Origin of the sequence: Hymenobacter sp. B81, assembly GCF_044628455.1 — a bacterium.
Lineage (GTDB): Bacteria > Bacteroidota > Bacteroidia > Cytophagales > Hymenobacteraceae > Solirubrum.
In genome coordinates this window covers 918,127-941,420 of sequence record NZ_JBIYZW010000001.1, presented here as the reverse complement: position 1 = coordinate 941,420, position 23,294 = coordinate 918,127, and the positions used below count along the sequence as shown (strand labels likewise).

Genomic DNA, 23,294 nt, shown 5'->3' with positions numbered 1-23,294 from the left:
GTAGCTGGAGCGGCTTGAGAGGCAGAGGAATGGCGAAGCTCGGGGTAGGGGAAACTGGTATTGGCAGTAGGGTTGCTTATTAATGCCACTCTACTACTTCAATCATATTCCTCTTTAGTACTAGTTTGGGTCGGTATCCGCCTTCTATATAGCTTTCTGGGGAGCACAGCGTGTCATTCGTTCGATAAACACAAAGTGAGTATGTTCCTTCTCCGTTTTGCGGGCATTTCAGTTTAACGGATGCCTTATTGGTAATTTCAGGCTTTAGCAGACTGTCTTTGCTGCTCTCCGCCTGCAACACTATTTTTTCAATATTTTGGTTTGCTTCCAGGTTGAGTGTAACAACAATGATTTCATGAGGTTGATAGCCCGGTATACTTTCATCAGTATCAGAAGAACACGAAAACAGGGACATTGCGATACTGACTAGTAAGAAGTTTAAAGCCGTCAATTTTCTATACATAGAGGGTTGTCAAATCATTACGTACAACGGCCTCGTATAAACGACGCCGAAGGCAGTCGGCCGAGGTGACGTTTATACTTTGTTGGGGGAAGTTTGTTTACTTGGTTATTATTGGGTCAAGCTTCTGGCTTTCTATAAATTTTATTAGTTTTTCAGATGTTATATTTTCTGTGAAAGTTTCAAGGTATTCGGGCCGATACACGTTTATCTTTAATTTTTCACCGTTCACGCCAACCCAATTGTTCAAATCTTTCATGCATTCATTTTCCTCTACAAATATCCTGTGTGAGTCCTTGTAAATGAATCCAGCTCTTTTATTAGAGTCGATTATAATATCTCCATTTTCCGCTTGATAATATATTTCTTGTAAACCTCCGTACCTGTCCTCAATTTCCATCGTTTGGAAGCCTATCCAGAAGAGAACAGCTAATCCACCTATTGCAAAAACAGAAATCCATATTATTACTTTTGCTCGACTTTTCATTTATTAAATTTTGCCCAACATCTGATTGCCGTAACCGCAGCTGCCTTCAGTAGCGGTTATCATACCAACGGTGGATTGATAACCGCTACTACGGCCGTTGCAAGGGTAGCGGCAAGCGTTGCGTCGGCTGGCGCTAAAGTAAGCATGGGCGACGAAGCAAACCGCGGGCAGCGTTGTTCCGCAGCGGATTGCCGCCCGATGTAGAAACGCATACTTGCGTCTCCCCGTTGAACGACGACGGGCGAATGGCGCAAACGATTGAGACGCGATGGGGCGCGTCTCTACGCCGTTGAACGACAACACCTATCCGGCGCGGAAGATTGAGACGCAACTATGCGTCTCTACAGCCGCCGCGACATGGGTTCGGAAACCGCAATAGCACAGGGGTTACGCGGCGCTACACGCGCATCGGCAGGGGAGTGGCTAACCCTTATCAGCCAGCCCAATCTGCCCCAGCCACCCGGCGTATCATTTTCGGGTAAACTGCCGTTTGGGCTCTGGGGCCAGAAACCCCGCAACCCGCGGGCATTTTTCCCTACTTTTGAACACCACCGGGCCGCCGGGGCCCTTCCTTCCCGCAACGCTCCGCCAATGAAGTTTCTTCCCCGCCTGGCGCTGGCGGCCTCGCTCAGCGCCGCGACGCCGCTGGCCCTGCAGGCCCAGCATACCCAGAAATTTACCCACGAGGAACGCCCGTTCTTCGAAGGTCTCGAACTCTTCGACCGCGGCCAGTACGGCGCGGCCCAGGCCGCCTTTCAGCAGTACCTGGAAACCACCCAGCGCCGCACCGGCGAGCTGCGCGACCGGACCGTCGACGCCGAGTACTACTACGCCGTCAGCGGCCTCTACCTGTTTCACCCCGACGCCGAAAGCCGCATCCTGGCCTTTGCCGAAAACAACCCGGCCCACCCGCGGGCGGCCTCGGCCTTCTTCGAGCTGGGCAAAACCTACTTCGACAAAAAGGACTACAAGCGCGCCGCCGAGTACCTGCAGCGCGTGGCCCCCGACAACCTGGGCAACGAGCAGCGGGCCGAGTCGGAGTTCAAGCTCGCTTACAGCTACTTTGCCCAGAAGGACTTCGAGAAGGCCAAGCTGATTTTCGACCGCAACAAGCAGGGCGACCATCAGTACCGCTACGCCAGCAGCTACTACGCCGGCTACCTGGCCTTCAAGGCCGGTAGCTACGCCGCCGCCCGCCAGGACTTGAGCGTGGCCGAGCAGAACGACGCCTACCGCCCCGTGGTGCCGGCCATCATGAGCCAGATCTTTTACAAGGAGGGCAACCTCGACGGGCTCGTCGACTACGGCACCAAGGCCCTGGCCCAGACCCCGCCGCCCCAGGGCGCCGACGAGATTCAGCTGCTGGTGGGCGACGCCTTCTACCAGAAGCAGGACTTTGCCCGCGCCGCCGAGTACTTCGACAAGTACGCCGCCGGCCGCAAGAAAATCGAGCCGGTGGTGCTCTACAAGATCGGCTACGCCAACTTCAAGCAGGGCGACTTCAAGGGCGCCATCAACTCGCTGAAAGGCGTGGCCGCCCAGCGCGACTCCCTGGGCCAGAACGCGGCCTACCACCTCGGGCTGAGCTACATCCAGAACAACTCCAAGCAGCTCGCGCTAAACTCGTTTGACGCGGCCCGCAAGCTCTCCTTCGACAAGCAGGTGGCCGAAAACGCCCAGCTCAAGTACGCGCAGGTGAGCTACGAGCTGGGCAACACCCCCGACGCCATCGACGCGCTGGAGGAGTTTGGCAAGAAGTACCCGCGCTCGAAAAACCGCGCCGTGGCCGACGATTTGCTCTCCGACGCCTACCTGGGCAGCTCCGACTACGCCCGCGCCCTGCGCTACCTCGAAGGCCTCGACGAGCGCACGCCCAAGCTCAACGCCACCTACCAGCGCGTGGCCTACTACCAGGCCGCCACGCTCTACAACAGCGGCCGCTACGGCGAGGCGCTGCCTTTGGTGGAGAAGTCGCTGCGCCAGCCCCAGGACGACGCCATTCGGGCCGCGGCCCAGGTATTGCAGGGCGAAATTTACTCGGTGGGTTTGCAGTACGAGCCGGCCATCCGGGCCTACAACGCGGCCCTGACCACCACCCGCTCGGGCGCGGCCGCCCAAACCGACTTCGACCAGAAAGCCCGCTACGGCCTGGGCTACGCCTACTACAACAACAAGCAGTACGACAAGGCCCGGCCCTACTTCCAGGCCTTCCTGGGCGACCAGGCCGCCAAGCCCGCCCAGGACCCGAACTACTACGACGTGACCCTGCGCCTGGCCGACACTTACTACGTGGCCAAAAACTACGGACAGGCCATTGAGCTCTACGACAAGGTGATTCAGGCCAACGCCGCCGACAAGGACTTTGCCTACTACCAAAAAAGCCTGGCCCTGAGCATGATGGGGCGCAAGGACGACGCGGCCAAAACCCTGCAGACGCTGATTCGCACCTCGCCCAACTCGCGCTACGCCGACGACGCGGTGTACCAGCAGGCCCAGCTCGACTTCGAGGGCGGCTCGTTTCAGCCCGCCGTGGAGGGCTTCTCGCGCCTGATTCAGAACCGGCCCAACTCCCCGCTGATTCCCCAGGCCCTGCTCAAGCGCGGCATTGCCTACCAGAACCTGCAACAGCACGAGAAGGCCGTGACCGACTTCAAGCAGGTGCTCAGCCAGTTTCCGCGCACCAAGTCGGCTTCCAACGCCATTCTGAGTTTGCAGGAAAGCCTCTCGGCCCTGGGCCGCACCGAGGATTTCGACCAGGAGCTGGCCACCTACAAGCAGGTCAACCCCAACGACAAGGCCGTGGAAAGCGTGGAGTTTGAGGCCGCCAAGTCCCTGTACACCGCCGAGAAGTACGCCCAGGCCATTCCGCGCCTCGAAGCCTACCTCAAGCAATACAGCCAGAACGTGCTGGCCTCCGACGCGCGCTTCTTCCTGGCCGACTCCTACCTGAAAACCGGCAAGAAAGCCGAGGCCCTGCCGCGCCTGAAAGCCGTGGTGGAGGAAGGCAAGAGCGAGTACGTGAACCGCGCCGTGGGCCGGGTGGCCGAGCTGGAGTTTGAAAACAAGAACTACGCGGAGGCCGCCAAGTACTACCTGCGCCTGCGCGAAAGCACCAGCAACCGCCGCGAGCGGGCCACCGCCGGCCTGGGCCTGGTGCGCAGCTACTACGAGGCCGCCGACTACGCCGGTGCCAAGCGCGTGGCCGCCGAAATCGGGGCCGAGGGCAGCGCCACGCCGGCCATCTTGAGCGCCGCACAGCTCTACATCGGCAAGGCCAGCTACAAGGCCGGCGAGCTGGACGCGGCCGTGACCGAGCTGACCGCAGCCGCCAAGAACACCGACGTGAGCGGGGCCGAGGCCCAGTACACCCTGGCCGAGGTGCTGTTTCAGCAGAAAAAGTACGAGCCGGCCCTCGACGCGGCCTTCCGCCTCAACTCCGACTTCAACCAGTACGATTTGTGGCTGGGCCGCGCCTTCCTACTGATTTCGGACGTGTACCTGGCCCAGGGCGAAACCTTCCAGGCCCGCGCCACGCTCAGCTCCATCATCGACAACAAATTCCCGGTGGCGGAAATCATGGAAGCGGCCAAGCAGAAGCTGGCGGCCCTCGACGCGGGCGCCCCGGCGGGCGGCGCCAAGCCAGCCACCCCGGCCACGGGCACCGGCAAGCCCGGCGCCGCCAAGCCGGCCGGCACCAAGGCGCCCGCCACCACCGGCAAGCGCACCGCCCCCCGCAATTCCCTGCAGCCGCAGCAGGACTCGACCAACACCGCCGCGCCGGCTTCGGCCGGCGACGAGTCGGGCGACGAATAAGCGGCCCGCAGCAGTTCCCTTTTCGAATCCCCGGAACCGGGTGCCGCAGCCGGCCCCGAATCCTCAGCCCTCAGTCCCTGAATGAGCATTTCCTCTAATCGGCGCGTTGCCCTGGCGGCCCTGCTGGCCACGGCCGCCGTTCCGGCCCTGGCGCAGCCCACGCGCCCGCGCGGCGGCAAAATTGAAGAGGCCGAAATCGAAATCGTGAAGGAGCGCGAAAACCAGCTGCCCGAGGCGGCGCGCAACTTCGACAAGATCGAGCTGGCCGCCCCGCCCAAGACCGACCGGCAGATCCGCTACACCTTTCCCGACTTCCGCCTGCCCAGCCAGAACCTGAACCCCTCGGTGCGGGTGCTCACCATCAAGCAGGAGGAGCTGGCCCCGCTGCAGGGCAACTACGCCCGCCTGGGCGTGGGCAACTACGCCTCCCTGCTGGGGCAGGCCCACCTGCACACCACCCGCAACGCCGACTACGCCTACGGCCTCGATCTGAACCACCTCTCCTCGGCCCGCGGGCCGGTCGACGGCAAGAACTCGTCGGTGGCCCAGAGCAAGCTGCAGCTGATGGGCGAGCGGTACAACGGCCCGATGACTCTGGGTGCCCGCGTGAACCTGGGCCGCGACCGGGCCAACTTCTACGGCTACAACCCCAAGCTGGAGCCCAAGCCCGCGCCCGATAGCATCAAGCAGGTGTTTTACCGCGTCGATGCCCAGGCCTACCTGCGCAACCGCGACCGGGACGCGGCCCTGCAGTACGACGTGGCCGCCGGCTACCGCTACTGGAAAGACCACTTCGAGGCCCGCGAGTCGGACGTGTACGCCACGCTGCGCACGGCCTACTACGTGACCGAGAAAGGCCGCGTGCGCCTCGACGGCGACCTGTCGTTTATTTCCCAGAAGGACTCGGCGTTTTCCTTGAGCCGGCCGTTTGCCCAGGCCACGGCGGCCTACGAGCAGAAAATCGGCACCCGCCTCGACGTGTCGGTGGGCGGCACCGTGGGCTACACCGGCGACACCATCAACGACGCCCGCCAGGCCAGCTTCTACCCGGCCGTGCGCGTGGGGTACACCGTGGTCGAAGACAAGTTCGTGCTCTTCGGCGGCCTCGGCGGCGGCCTGCAGCGCGTGTCGCTCTACGACCTGACCCAGGAAAACGCCTGGCTGGGCCCGCAGGCCCGCGTGGCCGACACCCGCCGCGGCCCCACCGTATTCTTCGGCTTCAACGCCGCCCCGGTGCGCAACCTGCAGGCCTCGGTGAAGGTCACGCTCAGCAACGACCGGAACCTGTACTTCTACAACCTCTCGCGCCGCGACACCACCCGCTACGAGCTGCTCTACGACCCCAAGGCCACCCAGCTGGTGCAGGTGCACGGCGAGCTGGTGTACAACGCGGCCGAAAAGCTGCGCGTGGGCACCAAGGTCGACTACAACGGCTACAACGTGAAAACCCTGGCCGAGCCCTTTCACCGGCCCAACTTCCAGGGCGTGTTCTTTGCCTCCTACAACATGTACGATAAGCTGCTGCTGGGTGGCGAGTTGTACGGGCTCAGCTCAAGCTACGGTTCGGTGCGCTACCCCGTGGGCGTGGTTACCCCGCAGTTCCGCGAGCAGCTCAAGGCCACCGACGCCGTGGTGGACCTGAACCTGCGGGCCGATTACCGCTTTTCGGAAAACTTGTCGTTCTTTGTTTTGGGCAACAATCTGCTGGGGCGGAAGTATGAACGATTCCTGAACTATCCGGTGAAGGGCATCAACGTACTGGCCGGCGTCGGCTACCAGTTTTAACTTCCTGAGTGATACGTAACAAGTGACCGGTAACAAGTGGTGCGTAAGCCGCCGAAAGCCTGGGCAACCCAAGTTGCCCCTGCCGAAGCCCGACTACCCACCACCTGTTGCCGGTCACTTGTCCCGTGTTACCTGTCACCGAAAATCAATGCAGCTATCCGACCACCTGCAGCGCCTGCTGCGCGACCATGACTGCGTCATCATCCCGGATTTTGGGGGGCTGATTGCCGACTACGAGCCGGCCCGCCTGCACCCGGTGCGGCATACCCTGGCGCCGCCGGCCAAGCGCGTGGCCTTCAACCAGTCGCTGACCCGCAACGACGGCCTGCTTGTGGACGCGCTGAGCCGCAGCCAGGGCCTCACGGCCGGGCAGGCCCGCCAGCAGGTGCGCGACGCGGTGGCCCACCTGCAGCAGGAGCTCGACAGCCAGCAGCGCACCGAGCTGCCCGGCATCGGCATTTTCCGGCGGGTGGCCGGCCGCGGCCTCGACTTCGAGTTCACCGGCGCGGCCAACCTGCTGCCCGCCAGCTACGGCCTGCCCGAGCTGACCTCGCGCCCGGTGCGCGCCACCGATGCCCTGCTGGCCCGGGAGCGGAGCCGCGAGCTGCCCGTACCGCAGCTGGGCGGCGCCCGCCGCAGCCGCAGCCTGCGCCGCGTGTTCTACGCCGTGGCCGCCACCATGCTGATTTCGGCCCAGTACCAGTTTCTGGTGATGACCGACTACGTGCCGCAGGAGTGGCGCCTGAGCGTGTTCGATAAGTCGGCGCCGGCGCCCAAGCGCACCCAGGCAGCCAACCTGGCCGGGGGCGACTTTGCCGAGCCCTTTCGCCCCGACGGCACCCCCGAGGAGCAGCCTGCAATAGCCAAGCCCGCCGAGCTGCCGACCGAAGCCGTGGCCGAGGCCACCAGAAAAGCCGTGACGGCCGCACCCGCGGCCAACGCGCCCGCCCCTGCAACCTTCGTCAAGCCCGCTTCGTCAGTAGCGGCAACGCCGGCCGCCACGCGCACGGCCACCACCATTTCGGGCGTCACCAATCGTTTCTACGTGGTTACCGGCGCCTTCCAGTCGTGGAAAACCGTGGAGCAGGCCCGCCAGAACCTGGCCCGCAAGGGCAAGGCTGCGGTGGTGCTGCTGCCGCGCCGGGGCAGCCGCTTAGTAAAAGGCACCCGCCATTTCCGTCTCGCCGTAGCCGATTTCGCCACCCCGGCTCAGGCGCAGCAGAGCCTGCCCGCTCTGCGCAAGCAATACGGCTCCGACATTTTGGTCTACAACTATTAGCATGATTGCACCCTTTCTGCTGCAGATAACCACCGCTGCCGCCGACTCCGCCACCAACCCCGAGGCCGCCGCTGCCGCGGCGCCCGCCGCCCAGCCCGATTCGCTTTCCGTCATCGACCTGGTCCTGCAAGGGGGCTGGATCATGATTCCGATTCTGCTGCTCTCGCTGCTCTCCATCTACATCATCATCGAGCGCTACATCACCATCCGCAAGGCCGCCGCGCTGCCCGAGGGCTTCATGGGCCAGATCCGGAACCTGATGGTGAAGGGCGACCTGCAGGGCGCCAAGATGGTGTGCGCCCAGACGGCCTCGCCGCTGGCCCGCATGATTGAGAAGGGCATCCGCCGCATCGGCATTCCCCTCAAAGACATCGAAACGTCGGTGGAGAACGTGGGCAAAGTGGAAATTGCCCGCCTCGAAAAGAACATCAGCGTGCTGGGCATCGTGGCTGGCATCGCGCCCATGCTGGGTTTCGTGGGTACCATCATCGGCGTAATCAAGATCTTCTACGCCATCAGCACCACCGGCGACTTCGGCATTGCCCAGATTTCGGGTGGTCTGTACACCAAGATGGTAACCTCGGCCGCCGGCCTGATCGTGGGCATCATCGCCCACATGGGCTACCACGGCCTGACCCTGATGGTGGAGCGCCTGGTGTTCCGCATGGAAAACTCGGCCATCGAGTTCATGGATATTCTTCAGGACAACTAATCAGGTGCCGGTTGCGAATTGTCCGTTCGTTTTAGAACTGCCTGACAACTCGCAACCGGCAACTGGCAACTGACAATGGACCTTAGCCGCCGTCGTAAGCTTTCCTCGCACGTCGAGACCAGCTCGATGAACGACATCATGTTCTTCCTGATGTTGTTCTTTTTGATCGTGTCGACCATGGTCAACCCCAACGTGATTAAGCTGCTGCTGCCCAACGCCCGCTCGGGCAAGGCCGTCATGAAGCAGACCATCAACGTCTCGGTCACGGCCGATGGCTCGTACTTCCTCGACCGCCAGCCCCTGGCCCCCGGCGGGCTGGAAGAAGCCCTGCGCCAGCGCATTCAGGGCTCCGAGGAAACCACCGTGGTGCTGCGCGTCGACAAGTCGCTGAACGTGCAGAAGCTGGTGGACATCCTGGAAATCGGCAACCGCCTTAAAATCAAGATGGTCATGGCCACCGCCGCTGAGCAGGCCTCGGGCCAGGGCTAGGCGATTTTTCCAGCTGGCCCCGAACTTGCCCCGATGCGCTGAACCCCAGTCGCACCGGGGCGCGTTGTTTAAGCTGGTAGTTGGAAACAGGTACCAGGTAGTAGGATTTGTGCCGGCCTGCACCGCAGGCTTTCCCGGCCAGCTACTACCTCCAACTACCCAATACCAACTACCTAATACCACCTACTAAATTTCCCTTCTCATGGCCGTTGAATTTCGCGAAGAGCACCGCCGCGAGGCCCTCATCGGCACGCTCGTGGTGCACGGGCTGCTGGCCCTGGCGTTTCTGCTGATTGTCTTTAAAAACCCGCCCGACGACATCGTGCTCAACAGCGGGGGCGGGGTGGAGCTGAACTACGGCCTCGACGACGCCGGCTCGGGCGACATCCAGACCACGGCTCCGGCCAACGACTCGCCCAACCGCGAAGACTCGCGCCCGCCCGCCCAGCAGCCCGACCCCGAGCCCCAGCCCGCCGTGCGCACGCCGCCGGTGGCCGAGCAGCCCGCCGAGGAGCGCATCATCACCAGCGAAGCCGAGGAAAACGACGTGAAGATTCCGCCGGTGGAAAAGCCCGCCGAGCGCCCCGTGGAGAAGCCGCGCGAGGAGCCCAAGCCCGAGCCCGAGAAGCCCAAGGTTGACCGCCGGGCCGTGTTTACGCCCCGCGGGGCGGCGGCCAATGCCGGCGGCAACGGCGCCAGCGGCAGCAGCAACTCGCCCTCGGGCAACAACAACGGCGACAAGCCCGGCACCGTGGGCGACCAGGGCAGCCCCGAAGGCACCCTCGACGGGCGGGCCCTGTATGGCTCGCCCGGCAGCGGCGGCGGCTCGGGCGGCGGCGACGGCATGGGCGACGGGTTCGGCAACAGCGGCTGGGCCTTCGAGAATACCCCGCGCGTGGAGGCCCTCGACAACGAAGGCGGCTACGTGCGCCTGAAAATCAAGATCGACGAGGACGGCGAAATCGTGGCCGTGACCAAGGTCACCAGCAACATGTCGGCCCGGCAGGTGCAGGCCTGCATCGACGCGGTAAGCAACAAGGCCACTTTTCGCCGCGTGAAGGGCGGCACGGGCGGGGCCACGGGCTTCTACACCTACCGCTTCCGCGTGGAGTAAGCCCCGCTTCGCTTCAGCTATTTGGCGCCGCCGGTCGGATTTCTCCGGCCGGCGGCGTTTTTTTGCACCCGCATCAGCCCGCCGCCATGACTTACCAGGAAACCCTTGACTTTCTCTACGGCCAGCTGCCGATGTTTCAGCGGGTGGGCGCGGCCGGCTTCAAGGACGGGCTGGTGGGCGTGCAGCAGCTGGTGGCGGCCATGGGAAACCCCGAGCGGGGACTAAGGGCCGTGCACGTGGCGGGCACCAACGGCAAGGGCAGCAGCTCGCACCTGCTGGCCGCCGTGCTGCAGGCCGCTGGCTACCGCACCGGCCTCTACACCTCGCCGCACCTGCGCGAGTTCACCGAGCGCATCCGCCTCAACGGCCAGGAGCTGACGCCCGAGTACCTGGTGCAGTGGGTGGCCCGTTGGCGCGAACTGTTTGAGCAGGTGCGGCCATCCTTCTTCGAGATGTGCGTGGCCCTGGCCTACGACTATTTTGCCGCCGAGCAAGTAGACGTGGCCGTGGTGGAGGTGGGCCTGGGCGGCCGCCTCGACTCCACCAACATCATCACTCCGCTGGTGTCGCTCATCACCAACATCAGCTACGACCACCAGGCCATTCTGGGCGACACGCTGACCTTGATTGCCGCCGAAAAAGCCGGCATCATCAAGCCCGGCGTGCCGGCCGTCATCAGCCAGCGGCAGCCGGAGGTAGCGGCGGTGTTCGAGGAAACGGCCGCTCGGGTAGGGGCACCGCTGCGCTTTGCCGCCGACCACTACCGCGCCGAGCTGCTGCGCGACGCGCCCGCGGCGGCCAGCCAGCACCTGCGCCTGTGGCGCAACGGTCAGCTCTGGCTCGACGAGGTGGAGCTGGGCCTGGTAGGCGATTACCAGCGGCTGAACCTGCCCGGGGTGCTGGCGGTGGTGGAAGAGCTGCGCCGCCAGGGCCTGGTCATCAGCGACGAGCACCTGCGCACGGGCCTGCGCGCGGTGCAGCAGCTCACCGGGCTGCGCGGGCGCTGGCAGATCATCGGCCGCCGCCCGCTGGTGGTGTGCGACACGGGCCACAACGAGGCGGGCATCCGGCTGGTGCTGGCCCAGCTGGCGCGGGTACCGCACCGGCAGCTGCATATGGTGCTGGGCGTGGTCAACGACAAGAACCCGGGCCCGGTGCTGGGTTTGCTGCCGCCCCAGGCCACCTACTACTTTTGCCAGGCCAACATTCCGCGGGCCCTGCCGGCCGAAGAGCTGGCCGCGCAGGCTTTGGCCGCTGGTCTGCAAGGCATGGCCTACTCCAGCGTAGCCGAGGCCCTGGTCGCCGCCCGCGCCGCCGCCGGGCCGGAGGACGTGGTGTTCGTGGGCGGCAGCACCTTCGTGGTGGCCGAAGTGCCCGACCTGTACGACCACGACGCGGAGCAGGTGTAGCCGGCCTGGCAAGACAACCAGAACCATTCGCGCTACACGGCGCATACCGGTTGATTGGCATTGGCCCATCAGCCCATTTCCCCACATCAGCACAATTTCCCTATATGGGTCGAATCAAGCTCAAGCGCTTCGCCGAAAATGCCCAGCGGGCCGACATTGTAGAGCCCGGCAAGGACACCTTCGGGGCCCTGCGCGGCCGCTGGCAGGCCGATTTTTTCAAGAATGACCACCCCATCACCCTGGAAATCGGCTGCGGCAAGGGCGAATACACCGTGGGCATGGCCGAGCGCTACCCCGAACGCAACTTCCTGGGCCTCGACATCAAAGGGGAGCGGATGTACCGCGGCAGCCGGCTGGCCGAGGAAAAGGGCCTCACCAACGTGGGCTTTCTGCGCATGCAGGCCGAAAAGCTGCTCGAGCACTTCGGCCCCGGCGAGCTGGACGAAATCTGGATAACCTTCCCCGACCCGCGCCCGCGCCTGGGCGACACCAAGCGCCGCCTCACGGCCCCGCGCTTCCAGGAGCTGTACCGCCAGATTCTGCGCCCCGGCGGCCTGGTGCACCTCAAAACCGACTCCGAGCTGCTGTTCGACTACACCCTGGAGCTGCTGCAGGAGCGGCAGGCCCCGAACCTGGTCTTCACCAAGGACCTGTACCAAACCACCGGCCTGCTGCCCCACGCCTACGACATCCAGACCACCTACGAGCGGAAATACCGCGCCCTGGGCGTACCCATCAAGTACCTGCACTTCTCGTTTTGAGGTGGTATAAGGTGATGAGGCCACCGGGAGCGGGGCAGCTGGGCTGCCGGATGCCGCGGCCGCTCGCGCGCCTCTGCTAGAAGGGCACACGCTTCTGCTAGACACCCACACGGAACAACTAGACACCCATACCGAACTGCTAGAAGCCCGCACAAGTCAACTAGAAGGCCATGCGCAACAGCTAGAAAATCGCGCCCGCCGGTTCGGGCGTACGTTTTACCTGTCACCTGTCACCCGAAGCCTGACACCCCATAAAACCCATGAAGCCTCCCATCGATACCCTGACACTGTTTCCGGTACTGGATGAGCTGCTGCTGCGCTTCCTGCGCGGTCTGAGCCCCGAGGAATGGGAACGGCCCACCCTGGCCCCGCGCTGGCGGGTGATGGACGTGGCCCTGCACCTGCTCGACGGTAACCTGCGCACGTTGTCCATGCTGCGCGACGGGCACTTCGGCGTGGCTCCCGCGGGCGACGTGTCGACCCACGCCGGGCTGGTGGCTTTTCTCAACGAGCTGAACGCGGACTGGATTCGGGCGACGCGGCGGCTGAGCCCGGCCGTGGTGCTGGGCCTGCTGGAGCAGAGTGGCCGCGAGTACTGCGCCTTTCTGCACACCCTCGACCCCGGGGCGCCGGCGGCGTTTGCCGTGGCCTGGGCCGGCGAGGCCGAGTCGCCGAACTGGTTTCACGTGGCGCGGGAGTACACCGAGAAGTGGCACCACCAGCAGCAGATTCGCCAGGCCGTGGGCCGCGGCGAAGCGGCGCTGCTGGCCCCCGAGCTGTACCAGCCCTACCTGGAAACCTCCCTGCGCGCCCTGCCGCACCACTACCGCGCGGTAGCCGCGCCCGAGGGCACGGTGCTGCAGCTGGTAATAACCGGGCCGGGCGCCGGTCAGTGGTTTTTGCACCGGGGCGCCCCGGGCTGGGAACTAGGGCCGGCGGTAGCCGCGCCGGCGGCCCGCATCGAGCTGGATGGCACCGTGGCCTGGCGGTTGTTTGCCCGCGAGCTGGACGCCGAAACGGCCCGGCACAGCCTGCGCTGCACCGGGCCGCAGGAGCTTACGGCGCCGTTTTATTCGCTGACGGCCGTAATGGCCTGAGCCGGCTACTCCTCGTCTTCGAGCAGCTCGAAAATGGCTTCCAGCTCGGTAAAGTCGCGCACGCCGGGGCGGATTTCGTCGCCGCCCTCGAGCACCAGCCCGGCCGGGTGCACGCGCTCGATGAGGCTGCGCAGCGAGTCCGGGGCGAAACTGGGGGCCAGCCAGATGGGGTAGGCGCGGGCCTGCTCGCTGAGGTGGGCCAGCTGAAAGTCGGTGAGGGGCTGGGCGGGCGGCTCGGGAAAGACCAGGCCCGCGAAGTGCGCCAGGGAGCGGAATCGGTTGTCCACGTCCTCGGGCAGCATGTCGGGAATCCAGGCAACCAGCGACAGGGCCGGCAAGGCCAGCTCGGCCATTTCCTCGGACCGGCGCATGCGGTGCAGCAGCACCGAGTGGAGGCCGCAGCGGCTGGCCAGGGCGTTGATTTGCTCGGCGGGCAGCTCGCCGAACTCGCCGATGAGGTGCACGCCGGCAATCCAGCTGCTGAGCTCCTGCACCAGCTCGGGCGTGACGGCGCCGGGCAAACCGGGGTCGAGGCGGAAGGTGAGGTATTCGGCACCCATGCCGGCGCAGTAGCGCGCGTCCGAGAGGTTGTTGATGCCGCGAACGATGACGGGAAGAAGCAGGGCCAAGGGAAACGGGGTAACAGGTGATAGGTGACCCGTGGTGGGTAACACGTAACAGGTGACAGGTAACACGTCACAGGTGACAGGGCGCAACAAACAACCTGTCACGTGTCACCTGTTTCGTGTCACGCTGAGCCAAAGGTAGGAAACCCAACCCGGCCGAAGCGTGTTACCTTTGCCGCTTCGGCCGGGAACTTTGACCTCCCGGGCGCCATCCTATGACTCCAGAAACCACCCCGACGCCGTCCAAAGGGCGCGTCCTCGTCGCCATGAGCGGCGGCATCGATTCCTCCGTTGCGGCCGTGCTGCTGCACGAAGCCGGCTACGAAGTGGTCGGCATGACCATGAAAACCTGGGACTACGCCTCGGCCGGCGGCTCGAAGAAGGAAACCGGCTGCTGCTCGCTCGACTCGATCAACGACGCCCGCCAGGTGGCCGTGCAGCTGGGCTTCCCGCACTACATCATCGACATTCGCCAGGAGTTCGGCGGCCACGTCATCGACGACTTCGTGGACGGCTACCTGGCCGGGCGCACGCCCAATCCCTGCGTGCTCTGCAACACCCACATCAAGTGGGATGCGCTGCTGCGCCGCGCCGACCAGCTCGGCTGCCAGTTCATTGCCACCGGCCACTACGCCCAAGTGCGCCACGAAAACGGCCGCTGCGTCATCAGCAAGGGCCTCGACGAAAGCAAAGACCAGTCGTACGCCCTCTGGGGCGTGTCGCAGGAAAGCCTGGCCCGCACGATTTTCCCGCTGGGCGAGCTGCGCAAGTCGGAAATCCGCGAGCAGGCCCGCCAGCGCGGCTTCACCGAGCTGCTCAACAAGCCCGAGAGCTACGAAATCTGCTTTATTCCCGACAACGACTACCGCGGCTTCCTGAAGCGGCGCGTGGAAGGCTTGGAGGAGCGCGTGGCCGGTGGCCGCTTCGTGCTTACTGATGGTACCGAGGTGGGGCGCCACGAGGGCTACCCGTTCTACACCATCGGGCAGCGCAAGGGCCTGGGCGTAACCCTGGGCTACCCGGCCTACGTGGTGGAAATCCGCCCCGAAACCAACGAAGTCGTGCTGGGCAACCTCGACGAGCTGGCCCGCACTGCCACCGTGGTGGGCCGCGTCAACCACGGCAAGTTCGCTTCGTTGGCAGGCCGTGGGCTGGTGCCGGCCACCACCAAGGTGCGCTACAACCACGCGGGCGCGCCCTCGTTTTTGGAGGAAAAAGACGGAAAAGTGTACGTTTATTTCCCCGAGCCTGTGCACGCCATTGCCCCCGGCCAGGCGGCCGTGTTCTACGACGGGCAGGACGTGCTGGGCGGCGGCTGGATCGAGCGCAGCCCGGCTGAGCTGAACGTGCCCCGGCCGCTGCCCGTACTGCCGGTTTCCTGAGCCTACTTTCTTCTGCCCGCATGATGTCGCTTTCTGCTTTTCTCCCCCGGCGCCGCGCGGCGGCCGCCCTGGCGGCGGGCCTGCTGCTGGCTGTGGGCGGCTGCCGCACCGAAACGGTGAAGCCCGAGCCCGGCGAGGCCGGCTACTACCCGCTGGCCGTGGGCGCCTACTGGGTATACGAGGTGGAAGTGGCGCGCTGGGCCAACAACGTGCCCACCGTCACCCGCTCGCAGCGCCGCGAGCGGGTAGTGGAAAGCTACCAGGACGCCACCGGGCAACTCACCTACCGCCTGGTTCGCTCGCAGCGCCCCACCGCCGCCGATGCCTGGCAGGACGACAGCGTGCTGACTGTGACGGTGCTGCCCACCGGCGTGGCCGTGTCGCGCAACAACCGCCGCATCCTGGAGCTGGTGTACCCGGTGAAAGAGGGCGCCGAGTGGAACAAGAACGCCTACAACGACCGCGACACCATCGTGGCCAAAAACCGCTACTACCGCGCCGTGGGCCAGCCGGCCACCGTCGCTGGCCAGACCTACCCGCGCACCGTCACTACCGTCGACCCCAGCCCCGACACGCTGTTTTACCGGCGCAGCCAGCGGCAGATCTTTGCCCAGGGCGTGGGCCCGATTTACCGCGAAAAGCGGGTGCTTAACTACTGCCAGGGCATTGAGGTGCCGGCCTGCGCCGTGGGCACCAACTACGTCATCGTGGGGGAGGAGCTGCGCGAGCGACTGATCGAGAAAGGCCAATAACTAACCGAGCCTCGTGCTTTGCGCCGGGAAGTCCTGCTGGGAGCTTCCCGGCGTTTTGCTTGGAGCAAAGGAAAGAAATTCTTCTGCAGGCCGGGTGGTTGAATTGGAGCGGGGCGGGGTGTTTGCTCCCGCAGCCAAAACCGTATCTTGTCGATGCCAACCCTTTATCCTGCTGCCGAGCCCATGCGCCCGTTTTTCCTCGGAGTCCTGCTGACTACTTTGCTGCCCGCCGCTGAAGCCGCGCCCACGCCCCCGCCGCCCGAAAGCACCGTGCGCCGCCACCTGGTATACTTCCGCGACAAGGTCGGCACGCCTTTCAGCGTGGCGCAGCCGCAGGCTTTCCTCTCGGCGCGGGCCGTGCAGCGGCGCACGCGCCAGGGCATTGCCGTGCTCCCGCGCGACTTGCCGGTGTCGCCGGGCTACGTGGCGCAGGTGAAGGCCACCGCGGGCGTGCAGTACCGCTACAGCTCACGTTGGTTCAACGCCGCCGTGGTCGAGTGCGACTCGGCGGCGCTGGCCCGGCTGCAAACCCTGCCCTTCGTGCTGTCGGCCCAAACGCTGAACCGCGCCCCGGCCCGCCCGCCCGGGCGGGCGCAGCCCGGCCCCGCCACCCGCCCGGCCGCCGCCGAGGCCCGGCGCAGCACCCGCGACCCCAGCTACGGTGAGGCGTTCTGGCAGGCCGATATGATCGGGGCCGTGGCCCTGCACCAGGCCGGTTTCCGCGGCGAGGGCATGCACATTGCCGTTTTCGACGCGGGCTTTCCCGGGGTCGACCAGGCCGCGCCCTTTGCCTCGCTGCGCAACGAGGGCCGGCTGCTGAGCACCTTCGACTTCGTGGACCAGGACCGCGGGGTGTTCGAGAAAAACAGCCACGGCACCTTTACGCTCTCCTGCATGGCCGGCAACCTCAGCGGCACCTACATCGGTACCGCGCCCAAGGCCAGCTACCACCTGCTGCTGACCGAGGACGTGGGCTCGGAGCACCCCGTGGAGGAAGCCAACTGGCTTATCGCCGCCGAGTACGCCGACTCGGCCGGGGTCGACATCATCAGCTCCTCGCTGGGCTATACGACCTTCGACTTTCCCTCGCCCAGCCACACCTACGCCGAAATGAACGGGCGCACGGCCCTGGCCAGCCGCGCCGCCACCGTGGCCGCCCGGGTGGGCATTCTGGTGCTCAACTCCGCCGGCAACGATGGCGGCAACTCCTGGCGCTACATCGGCGCACCGGCCGACGCCGACTCGGTGCTGGCCGTGGGCGCCGTCGATTCCCTGGGCGTGCGCGCCGGCTTCAGCTCGGTGGGGCCCACCGCCGACGGGCGCATCAAGCCCAACCTCGCGGCCCAGGGCTTGCTGGCGTCCTACGTGACGACCACCGGCAGCGTGAGCCGCGGCAACGGCACTTCCTACGCCTGCCCGGTGCTGGCCGGCATGGCGGCCGCGTTCTGGCAGGCCCGGCCCACGCTCACGGCTCAGCAGGTGATTCAGCTGCTGCAGCGCAGCGGCTCCCTGGCCAACAGCCCCAACAACCAGCTCGGCTACGGCATTCCCGACGCGGTGCGGGCCCAGGCCCTGGTGCTGGCCGGCCCCGCCGAGGAAGCCGTGGGCGCCCTGCACATCTTTCCCAACCCTGCCGGGCGGGAGCTGTTTTTGAGCTTGCCGCCGGAATTGAACAATCAGGTGCTACGCGTAACGATTTACGACGGGCGCGGCGCGCGCGTGGCCGAGCAGACCCTGGCCGCCAGCGCGGCGCGGCAGGTGGCGCTGCACCCCGGGCCGCTGCGCGCCGGCCTGTACGTGTGCACCGTGGAGCCCGGCGGCGGCGGCAAGGCCCGCACGCTGCGCTTCGTGCAGCAGTAAGTGGTTTTTTAGGTTGAATTCCGGGCAGCGGGCAATGCCCGGGCGCCGGGTTCGTTCAGCCAGGCAGCCGGCGCCCGTCGGCCGCATTTATCCTTTTTGCGTTCTGAATTATGTTGCAGTTGATGATTTCCAAGCGCCTGGGGCGGCGGCAGTTTCACTTTACCGTGCAGGGCAGCTCCTTTCACGAGGTAGTGGCCGAGTACGACCGGCTGAGCTTTCCCGACGTGCCTGCCTGCGGTATCTGCGGCTCCGACAACCTGGACCTGACCTCGCGCGTGGCCCAGGACAAGTTCAAGTACACCTCGGTGAAGTGCCTGGATTGCCGCGCCGACGTGACCTTCGGCAAGCTGCAGCGCGACGACCAGACCGTATTTCTGCGCCGCAAGGACAGCGGCGAGCTGGACTGGCAGCCCTGGCGCAAGTCGGAGTAGGCGCGCGCCCGGGGCCGGAGGCGGCCAACCGGGCCGGTCACCGCCTGTCCTATGGTATCGTGCCACCTCACTGCCCGTTGCTACCTTTGCCGGCATGAACTCCACCCGCCGTATTGCCCCCTTGCTGGCCCCGTCGATGCTGGCCGCTGATTTCGCCAACCTGCAAGCCGAGGCTGAGCGCCTGGCCGGCAGCGCCGCCGACTGGCTGCACTGCGACATCATGGACGGCCGCTTCGTGCCCAACATCTCGTTCGGGCTGCCGGTGCTCGAGGCCATCAAGCGCCACGCCGCCCAGCCGCTCGACGTGCATTTGATGATCGAAGAGCCGCAGCACTACCTGGAGGCCTTCCGCGACGCGGGCGCGGCCAACATCACGGTGCACTACGAGGCCTGCACCCACCTGCACCGCGTCATTCAGCAAATCAAGAAGCTGGGCTGCCGCGCCGGCGTGGCCCTGAACCCGCACACGCCCGCCTGGGTGCTGCAGGACATTGCCGCCGACCTCGACCTGGTGTGCGTGATGTCAGTCAACCCCGGCTTCGGCGGGCAGGCCTTTATTCCGAACACCCTGCGCAAGGTGGCCGAGCTGAAGGAGCTGCTGGTAGATGCCGGCTCCGATGCCCTCATCGAAGTAGACGGCGGCGTGAACCAGGACAACGCCCTACCGCTGGTGGAAGCCGGCGCCGACGTGCTGGTGGCCGGCAACTTCGTGTTTAAGTCACCCGACCCCGTGGCCACCCTGGCCGATTTGCGGGCCATCCTTTCCGCCGCTACCGCCGAGCACTAATGCCCGTTTTCCGTTCCGCGCTGCTGCCCACGCTGGTGCTGCGCTCCTTGTTGTGCGTGCCGATTGGAGTGGGCGCTGCTTCGGCAGCCTGGGCCCAGCAGCCCGCCGCGCCGGTGCGGGCCGAGCTGCGCGGCACCGTGCGCGACGCCGCCGGCCGAGCCCTGGAGCAGGTGTCGGTGGCGCTGGAAGGCCAGCCCGGCGGCACCAGCACCGATGAAGACGGCCGCTTCCGGCTGCGCCTGCCGCGCCTGGAGCCGGGCCAGCCGGCCGTGCTGGTGGTGCGCCGCCTGGGCTACGCCACCCAGCGCCGCCCACTGTCGGCCGCCCAGCTCGCGGGCGGGGCCGAGCTGAGCTTTAGCCTGCAAACCGACGCGCGCAGCCTCAGCGACGTGACCGTGCGTGGCCAGCGCCAGGACGATACCCGCGAGCAGGTCAGCATCACCCAGCTCGACCCGCGCGCGGCCAAGGAAATTCCCTCGACTTTCGGCGACTTCAACGCCATCCTGAAAACCCTGCCCGGGGTGCAGTCGACCAACGAGCTGACCAGTACCTACTCGGTGCGCGGCGGCAACTACGACGAGAACCTGGTGTACGTGAACGGCATCGAGGTGTACCGGCCGTTTCTGGTGACGGCGGCCCAGCAGGAGGGCCTGAGCTTCGTCAACCCCGACCTGGTGCAGAGCGTGCAGTTTGCCTCGGGCGGCTGGCAGCCCCGCTACGGCGACCGGCTGGCCTCGGTGCTGACGGTGGACTACAAGCAGCCCCGGCGGCGGGCGTATTCGGCCACGGCCAGTTTGGTGGGCGGCGCGGCGCACTTCGAAGACGTGTCCAAGTCGGGCCGCCTGAGCTACCTGGCCGGGGTGCGCTACAAGAATGCTCAATACGTGTTGCGCTCCTTGCGCCAGAACCAGGGCGCCTACGACCCCACTTACCTCGATGGCCAGGCCTACGTAACGGCCGCCCTGGGGCCCGAGCAGGACCAGCAGCGCACCACGCTGGGGCTGCTGGCCACCATTGCCCACAACAACTACCGCTTCGCGCCGGTGTCGGGGCAGGCTACCTTCAGCTCGGGCCTGAACCAGTTCACGCGGCTGTTCATCGGCTACGAGGGCCGCGAGCAGATGCAGTATGACACTTACCAGGGCGGGCTGAACCTGACGCACCACTTCTCACCGCGGCTCAGCGGCGAGGTTATCGTGAGCGGGCTGCTCTCGCGCGAGCTGGAGCTGCGCGACATTGAGGCCGCCTACCGCTTTGCCGACATCAACCGCGACCCCAACTCCCCCGACTTCAACCAGGCCGTGCGCGAGCGGAACGTGGGCTCGCGCTTCGACCACTCGCGCAACAAGCTGCTGGCCCGCATCGGCAACGTGGAAGCCCGCGGCAGCTACGCGGCCGGTTCGCGCCACACGCTGCGCTGGGGCCTGAAAGCCGGTGTCGAAAGCATTGCCGATAAGCTCAACGAGTATGCCTTCGTCGACTCGGCCGACTTCGTGCCCGAGCGCCGCCGGACCCGCCTGGTTACCGACCTGGATCTGGCCTCGCAGCGCTACCAGGGCTACGCCCAGCACACCTGGCGCCCCGATTCGCTTCGCTCGCTCACCTACGGCGTGCGCCTGCACTACTGGTCGGTGAACGGGCAGCTGGTGGCCAGTCCGCGGGTGCAGTACGCGGCTACCTCGCGCCGCAAGCCCAGCCTTTCGTACAAAGCCGCAGCGGGGCTTTACTACCAGCCGCCGTTCTACCGCGAGCTGCGCGACCAGCAGGGGCGCCTCAACCGGGAGCTGCGCGCCCAACGCTCCCTGCACCTGATTACCGGCACCGAATACCGCTTCAAGCAGTGGGGGCGGCCGTTTCAGTTCACCGGCGAGCTGTACTTCAAGTACCTCACCGACGTGGTGCCCTACGACGTGGACAACGTGCGCCTGCGCTACTTTGCCCGCAACCTGGCTACGGCCTACGCCGCCGGCCTCGATGCGCGCGTGAGTGGGGAGTTCGTACCCGGCGCCGAGTCCTGGTTTAGCCTGGGCGTACTCACCACACGCGAAAATCTGGAGGGCGACTCCATCACCGTGTTCAGCAACGGGCAGGCCGTGGGCAAAAAGGAGCAGGGCTACATCCGCCGGCCCACCGACCAGCGCCTGAACCTGGGCATTTACTTCCAGGACCATTTGCCCGACAACCCCTCGGTGCGGGGCTACGTGAACTTTGTGTTCGGCACCGGCCTGCCCTTCAGCCCGCCGGGGGTGCCCGAGCAGCGCGGCACCACCAAGCTCACCCGCAGCTACAAGCGCGTGGACCTGGGCGTGAGCAAGGTGCTCAACGAGCGCAGCCGCTCCGAGCAGCGCAAGTTCTACCAGTACGAAAGCTTGTGGCTGGGCCTGGAAGTGCTCAACGTGCTGGCGGCCAACAACGTGGCCGGCTACAGCTACGTGCAGGACTTGAACGGGCTAACCTACGCCGTGCCCAACTACCTCTCGCAGCGTGTCATCAACCTGCGCCTGATTGCCAGGTTTTAGGGTAGGGCGGGATTGCGAGGGTAACATCCCGAAGCGCCCCCGTTGCCTTTGCGGCAGAGGGGGCGCTTTGCTGGTTCATTCGCGGTGCACGTCGCGGAAGCGTAGCATGTCGAGCAGGCGCTGTTCCTTGGCGCTGTCGAAGCCGCAGGTGGCGCGGAACTCGCGCGGGTTGCGGTAGGTGCCAAAGAGCATGTCCCACCACACGATGTCGCCGTAGTTGTACTGGTGCTGCTCGTATTCGTGGTGAATGCGGTGCATTTCGGGCCGTTGGAAGATATAGCCCACCCATTGCGGCGTACGCACGTTGGTATGGTAGAAAAACTCGCCCAAGGCGGTGCACAGGGTATATACTCCCGCCGCCGCGGGACTCAGGCCCAGTAGCGTAAACACCAACAGGCTGCCAATGATGGAGTTGACGACCATCTCCACGGGGTGCTTGTAGAACGACGTGATGACCTCCAGCCGCTGCGGACTGTGGTGAATCTGGTGGAAGTGCCGCCAGAGGAAATCTACGCGGTGGCGCCAACGGTGCCACCAATAAAAGATGAACGTGGCCGCGCAGTACGCCAACAGGCCAGCGGCCACCGCTCCCAGGTGCTGCGACACGTGCAACACTGAGTAGCTCGACAGCCACTTTTCCCAGCTCAGGCCGGCCAACAGCACCACCAACAGCTGCACCGCGTTGAGTAGCAGAACCCGCGCGGGCCAGGTGGGTACCACGGGCAGGCGCCAGCCGGGACGCAGGCGTTCAAGTCCAAAACAGCCGAGGAAGGCGAGGAAGATCAGAGTCAGCATGACAAGAAAGGTTGGGGTTGGTTAAACGGCTCAAAAGTGCCGCCCAACCCCCGGGCCTCGCTTGACAATTGTCAATTTCGGAAAGGAAGCCCCCGACGGGCACGGATGCGACTGATGGTTTCGGGCGTTAGGCCCAGGTAAGAAGCAATGAATTTGAGCGGTACGCGCTGCAGCACGTCGGGAAATTCCCGCAGCAGCTGCTCGTAGCGGGCCTGCCCTTTTTGCAGCCGCAGCTGCTGGGCACGCTGCTCACTGAGCACGTAGTAGCGTTCGGTGAGTATGCGCCCCACCACGTTGAACTCCACGAAGTCGTGGTACAGGGCCTGTAGTTGGGCGTGACTGATGGACCACAGCACGCTGTCCTCCAGTAGCTGAATGTAGTCGGCGGCCGGCGTGCGGGTCAGGAAGCTCACGATGGCAATCAGAAAGTCGCCCTCGCGCATAAACCAGGCGTTGACTTCGTGGCCGTCTTTGAGGTAGTAGCCCCGCGCCAGCCCGGTTTTCAGGAAATAAATGCGGGAAGCTACCTGTCCGGGTACCAGCAGGTGATGCTGCGCGGGCAGGTGCTCCGGCTGCATCTGGTTGCTGATGGCCTTTTGGCAAGCCGTCGACAAAGGGTAGATAGCTGCCAGCTGGCTTAGCAGAGCCTCCATGGAAAGATGTGGGTGCGAAAACGCGGGAGCAAATCCGGATAGGTAAGAAGGGGCGGCAAAATACGCCACACAACAGGCGCGGC

The 23,294-nt window shown here is 65.2% G+C and carries 20 protein-coding genes; 15 read left to right on the top strand and 5 right to left on the bottom strand.

What is annotated here, in order from left to right; translation table 11 throughout:
- Positions 1-79: 79 nt before the first annotated feature.
- Both ACE191_RS04205 and ACE191_RS04200 read right to left on the bottom strand, forming a co-directional pair.
- Positions 80-415 (bottom strand): hypothetical protein, encoded by a 336-nt coding sequence (locus ACE191_RS04205; protein WP_400190933.1) that lies wholly within the window; start codon positions 413-415, stop codon positions 80-82.
- Between the two features lie 145 nt (positions 416-560).
- Positions 561-947, bottom strand: a complete 387-nt coding sequence (locus ACE191_RS04200; RefSeq protein ID WP_400190932.1) for a hypothetical protein — start codon at positions 945-947, stop codon at positions 561-563.
- 591 nt (positions 948-1,538) lie between these two features.
- On the opposite strand from ACE191_RS04200, the gene ACE191_RS04195 reads away from it, so the two are divergent.
- The 9 genes from ACE191_RS04195 to ACE191_RS04155 all read left to right on the top strand — a co-directional run bounded on the left by ACE191_RS04195 (position 1,539) and on the right by ACE191_RS04155 (position 13,406).
- A complete protein-coding gene (locus ACE191_RS04195) occupies positions 1,539-4,760 on the top strand; it encodes a tetratricopeptide repeat protein (protein WP_400190931.1) in 3,222 nt (1,073 codons plus the stop codon).
- An 81-nt stretch (positions 4,761-4,841) separates the two neighbouring features.
- Positions 4,842-6,545 carry a hypothetical protein gene (locus tag ACE191_RS04190; protein WP_400190930.1) on the top strand — a complete coding sequence of 568 codons (1,704 nt, stop codon included), beginning with the start codon at positions 4,842-4,844 and terminating at the stop codon, positions 6,543-6,545.
- Between the two features lie 148 nt (positions 6,546-6,693).
- Positions 6,694-7,824 (top strand): SPOR domain-containing protein, encoded by a 1,131-nt coding sequence (locus tag ACE191_RS04185; protein ID WP_400190929.1) that lies wholly within the window; start codon positions 6,694-6,696, stop codon positions 7,822-7,824.
- A gap of 1 nt (position 7,825) precedes the next feature.
- A complete protein-coding gene (locus tag ACE191_RS04180) occupies positions 7,826-8,536 on the top strand; it encodes a MotA/TolQ/ExbB proton channel family protein (RefSeq protein ID WP_400190928.1) in 711 nt (236 codons plus the stop codon).
- 75 nt (positions 8,537-8,611) lie between these two features.
- The gene (locus tag ACE191_RS04175) at positions 8,612-9,025 is read left to right on the top strand and encodes an ExbD/TolR family protein (RefSeq protein WP_400190927.1); all 414 of its coding nucleotides are present in this window, start codon (positions 8,612-8,614) and stop codon (positions 9,023-9,025) included.
- 202 nt (positions 9,026-9,227) lie between these two features.
- Entirely contained in the window at positions 9,228-10,139 is a 912-nt protein-coding gene (locus ACE191_RS04170) for a hypothetical protein (RefSeq protein WP_400190926.1), read from the top strand.
- Between the two features lie 86 nt (positions 10,140-10,225).
- Positions 10,226-11,548 (top strand): bifunctional folylpolyglutamate synthase/dihydrofolate synthase, encoded by a 1,323-nt coding sequence (locus tag ACE191_RS04165; RefSeq protein WP_400190925.1) that lies wholly within the window; start codon positions 10,226-10,228, stop codon positions 11,546-11,548.
- Positions 11,549-11,652: 104 nt separating this feature from the next.
- The gene (gene trmB, locus ACE191_RS04160) at positions 11,653-12,309 is read left to right on the top strand and encodes a tRNA (guanosine(46)-N7)-methyltransferase TrmB (RefSeq protein WP_400190924.1); all 657 of its coding nucleotides are present in this window, start codon (positions 11,653-11,655) and stop codon (positions 12,307-12,309) included.
- A 260-nt stretch (positions 12,310-12,569) separates the two neighbouring features.
- Complete coding sequence (locus tag ACE191_RS04155) at positions 12,570-13,406, top strand: maleylpyruvate isomerase N-terminal domain-containing protein (protein ID WP_400190923.1); 837 nt, start codon at positions 12,570-12,572, stop codon at positions 13,404-13,406.
- A gap of 5 nt (positions 13,407-13,411) precedes the next feature.
- Here the strand turns inward: ACE191_RS04155 and ACE191_RS04150 are convergent, their stop codons facing one another.
- Positions 13,412-14,035, bottom strand: a complete 624-nt coding sequence (locus ACE191_RS04150; protein WP_400190922.1) for a hypothetical protein — start codon at positions 14,033-14,035, stop codon at positions 13,412-13,414.
- 212 nt (positions 14,036-14,247) lie between these two features.
- On the opposite strand from ACE191_RS04150, the gene mnmA reads away from it, so the two are divergent.
- The 6 genes from mnmA to ACE191_RS04120 all read left to right on the top strand — a co-directional run bounded on the left by mnmA (position 14,248) and on the right by ACE191_RS04120 (position 21,763).
- A complete protein-coding gene (mnmA, locus tag ACE191_RS04145) occupies positions 14,248-15,414 on the top strand; it encodes a tRNA 2-thiouridine(34) synthase MnmA (protein WP_400190921.1) in 1,167 nt (388 codons plus the stop codon).
- Positions 15,415-15,434: 20 nt separating this feature from the next.
- Positions 15,435-16,166: a hypothetical protein gene (locus ACE191_RS04140; protein WP_400190920.1), complete on the top strand. Its 732-nt coding sequence runs from the start codon at positions 15,435-15,437 to the stop codon at positions 16,164-16,166.
- Positions 16,167-16,319: 153 nt separating this feature from the next.
- Positions 16,320-18,026, top strand: a complete 1,707-nt coding sequence (locus tag ACE191_RS04135; RefSeq protein ID WP_400190919.1) for a S8 family serine peptidase — start codon at positions 16,320-16,322, stop codon at positions 18,024-18,026.
- Positions 18,027-18,136: 110 nt separating this feature from the next.
- Positions 18,137-18,457, top strand: coding sequence for a hypothetical protein (locus ACE191_RS04130; protein ID WP_400190918.1), 321 nt, complete (start codon positions 18,137-18,139; stop codon positions 18,455-18,457).
- Between the two features lie 94 nt (positions 18,458-18,551).
- Entirely contained in the window at positions 18,552-19,244 is a 693-nt protein-coding gene (rpe, locus tag ACE191_RS04125) for a ribulose-phosphate 3-epimerase (RefSeq protein WP_400190917.1), read from the top strand.
- Complete coding sequence (locus tag ACE191_RS04120) at positions 19,244-21,763, top strand: carboxypeptidase regulatory-like domain-containing protein (protein WP_400190916.1); 2,520 nt, start codon at positions 19,244-19,246, stop codon at positions 21,761-21,763. Before rpe ends, ACE191_RS04120 begins: the two co-directional genes overlap by 1 nt.
- 75 nt (positions 21,764-21,838) lie before the next feature.
- Here ACE191_RS04120 and ACE191_RS04115 read toward each other — a convergent pair whose 3' ends face one another.
- Positions 21,839-22,558 carry a sterol desaturase family protein gene (locus tag ACE191_RS04115; protein ID WP_400190915.1) on the bottom strand — a complete coding sequence of 240 codons (720 nt, stop codon included), beginning with the start codon at positions 22,556-22,558 and terminating at the stop codon, positions 21,839-21,841.
- A gap of 71 nt (positions 22,559-22,629) precedes the next feature.
- Positions 22,630-23,211, bottom strand: a complete 582-nt coding sequence (locus ACE191_RS04110; RefSeq protein WP_400190914.1) for a Crp/Fnr family transcriptional regulator — start codon at positions 23,209-23,211, stop codon at positions 22,630-22,632.
- Positions 23,212-23,294 lie beyond the last annotated feature (83 nt).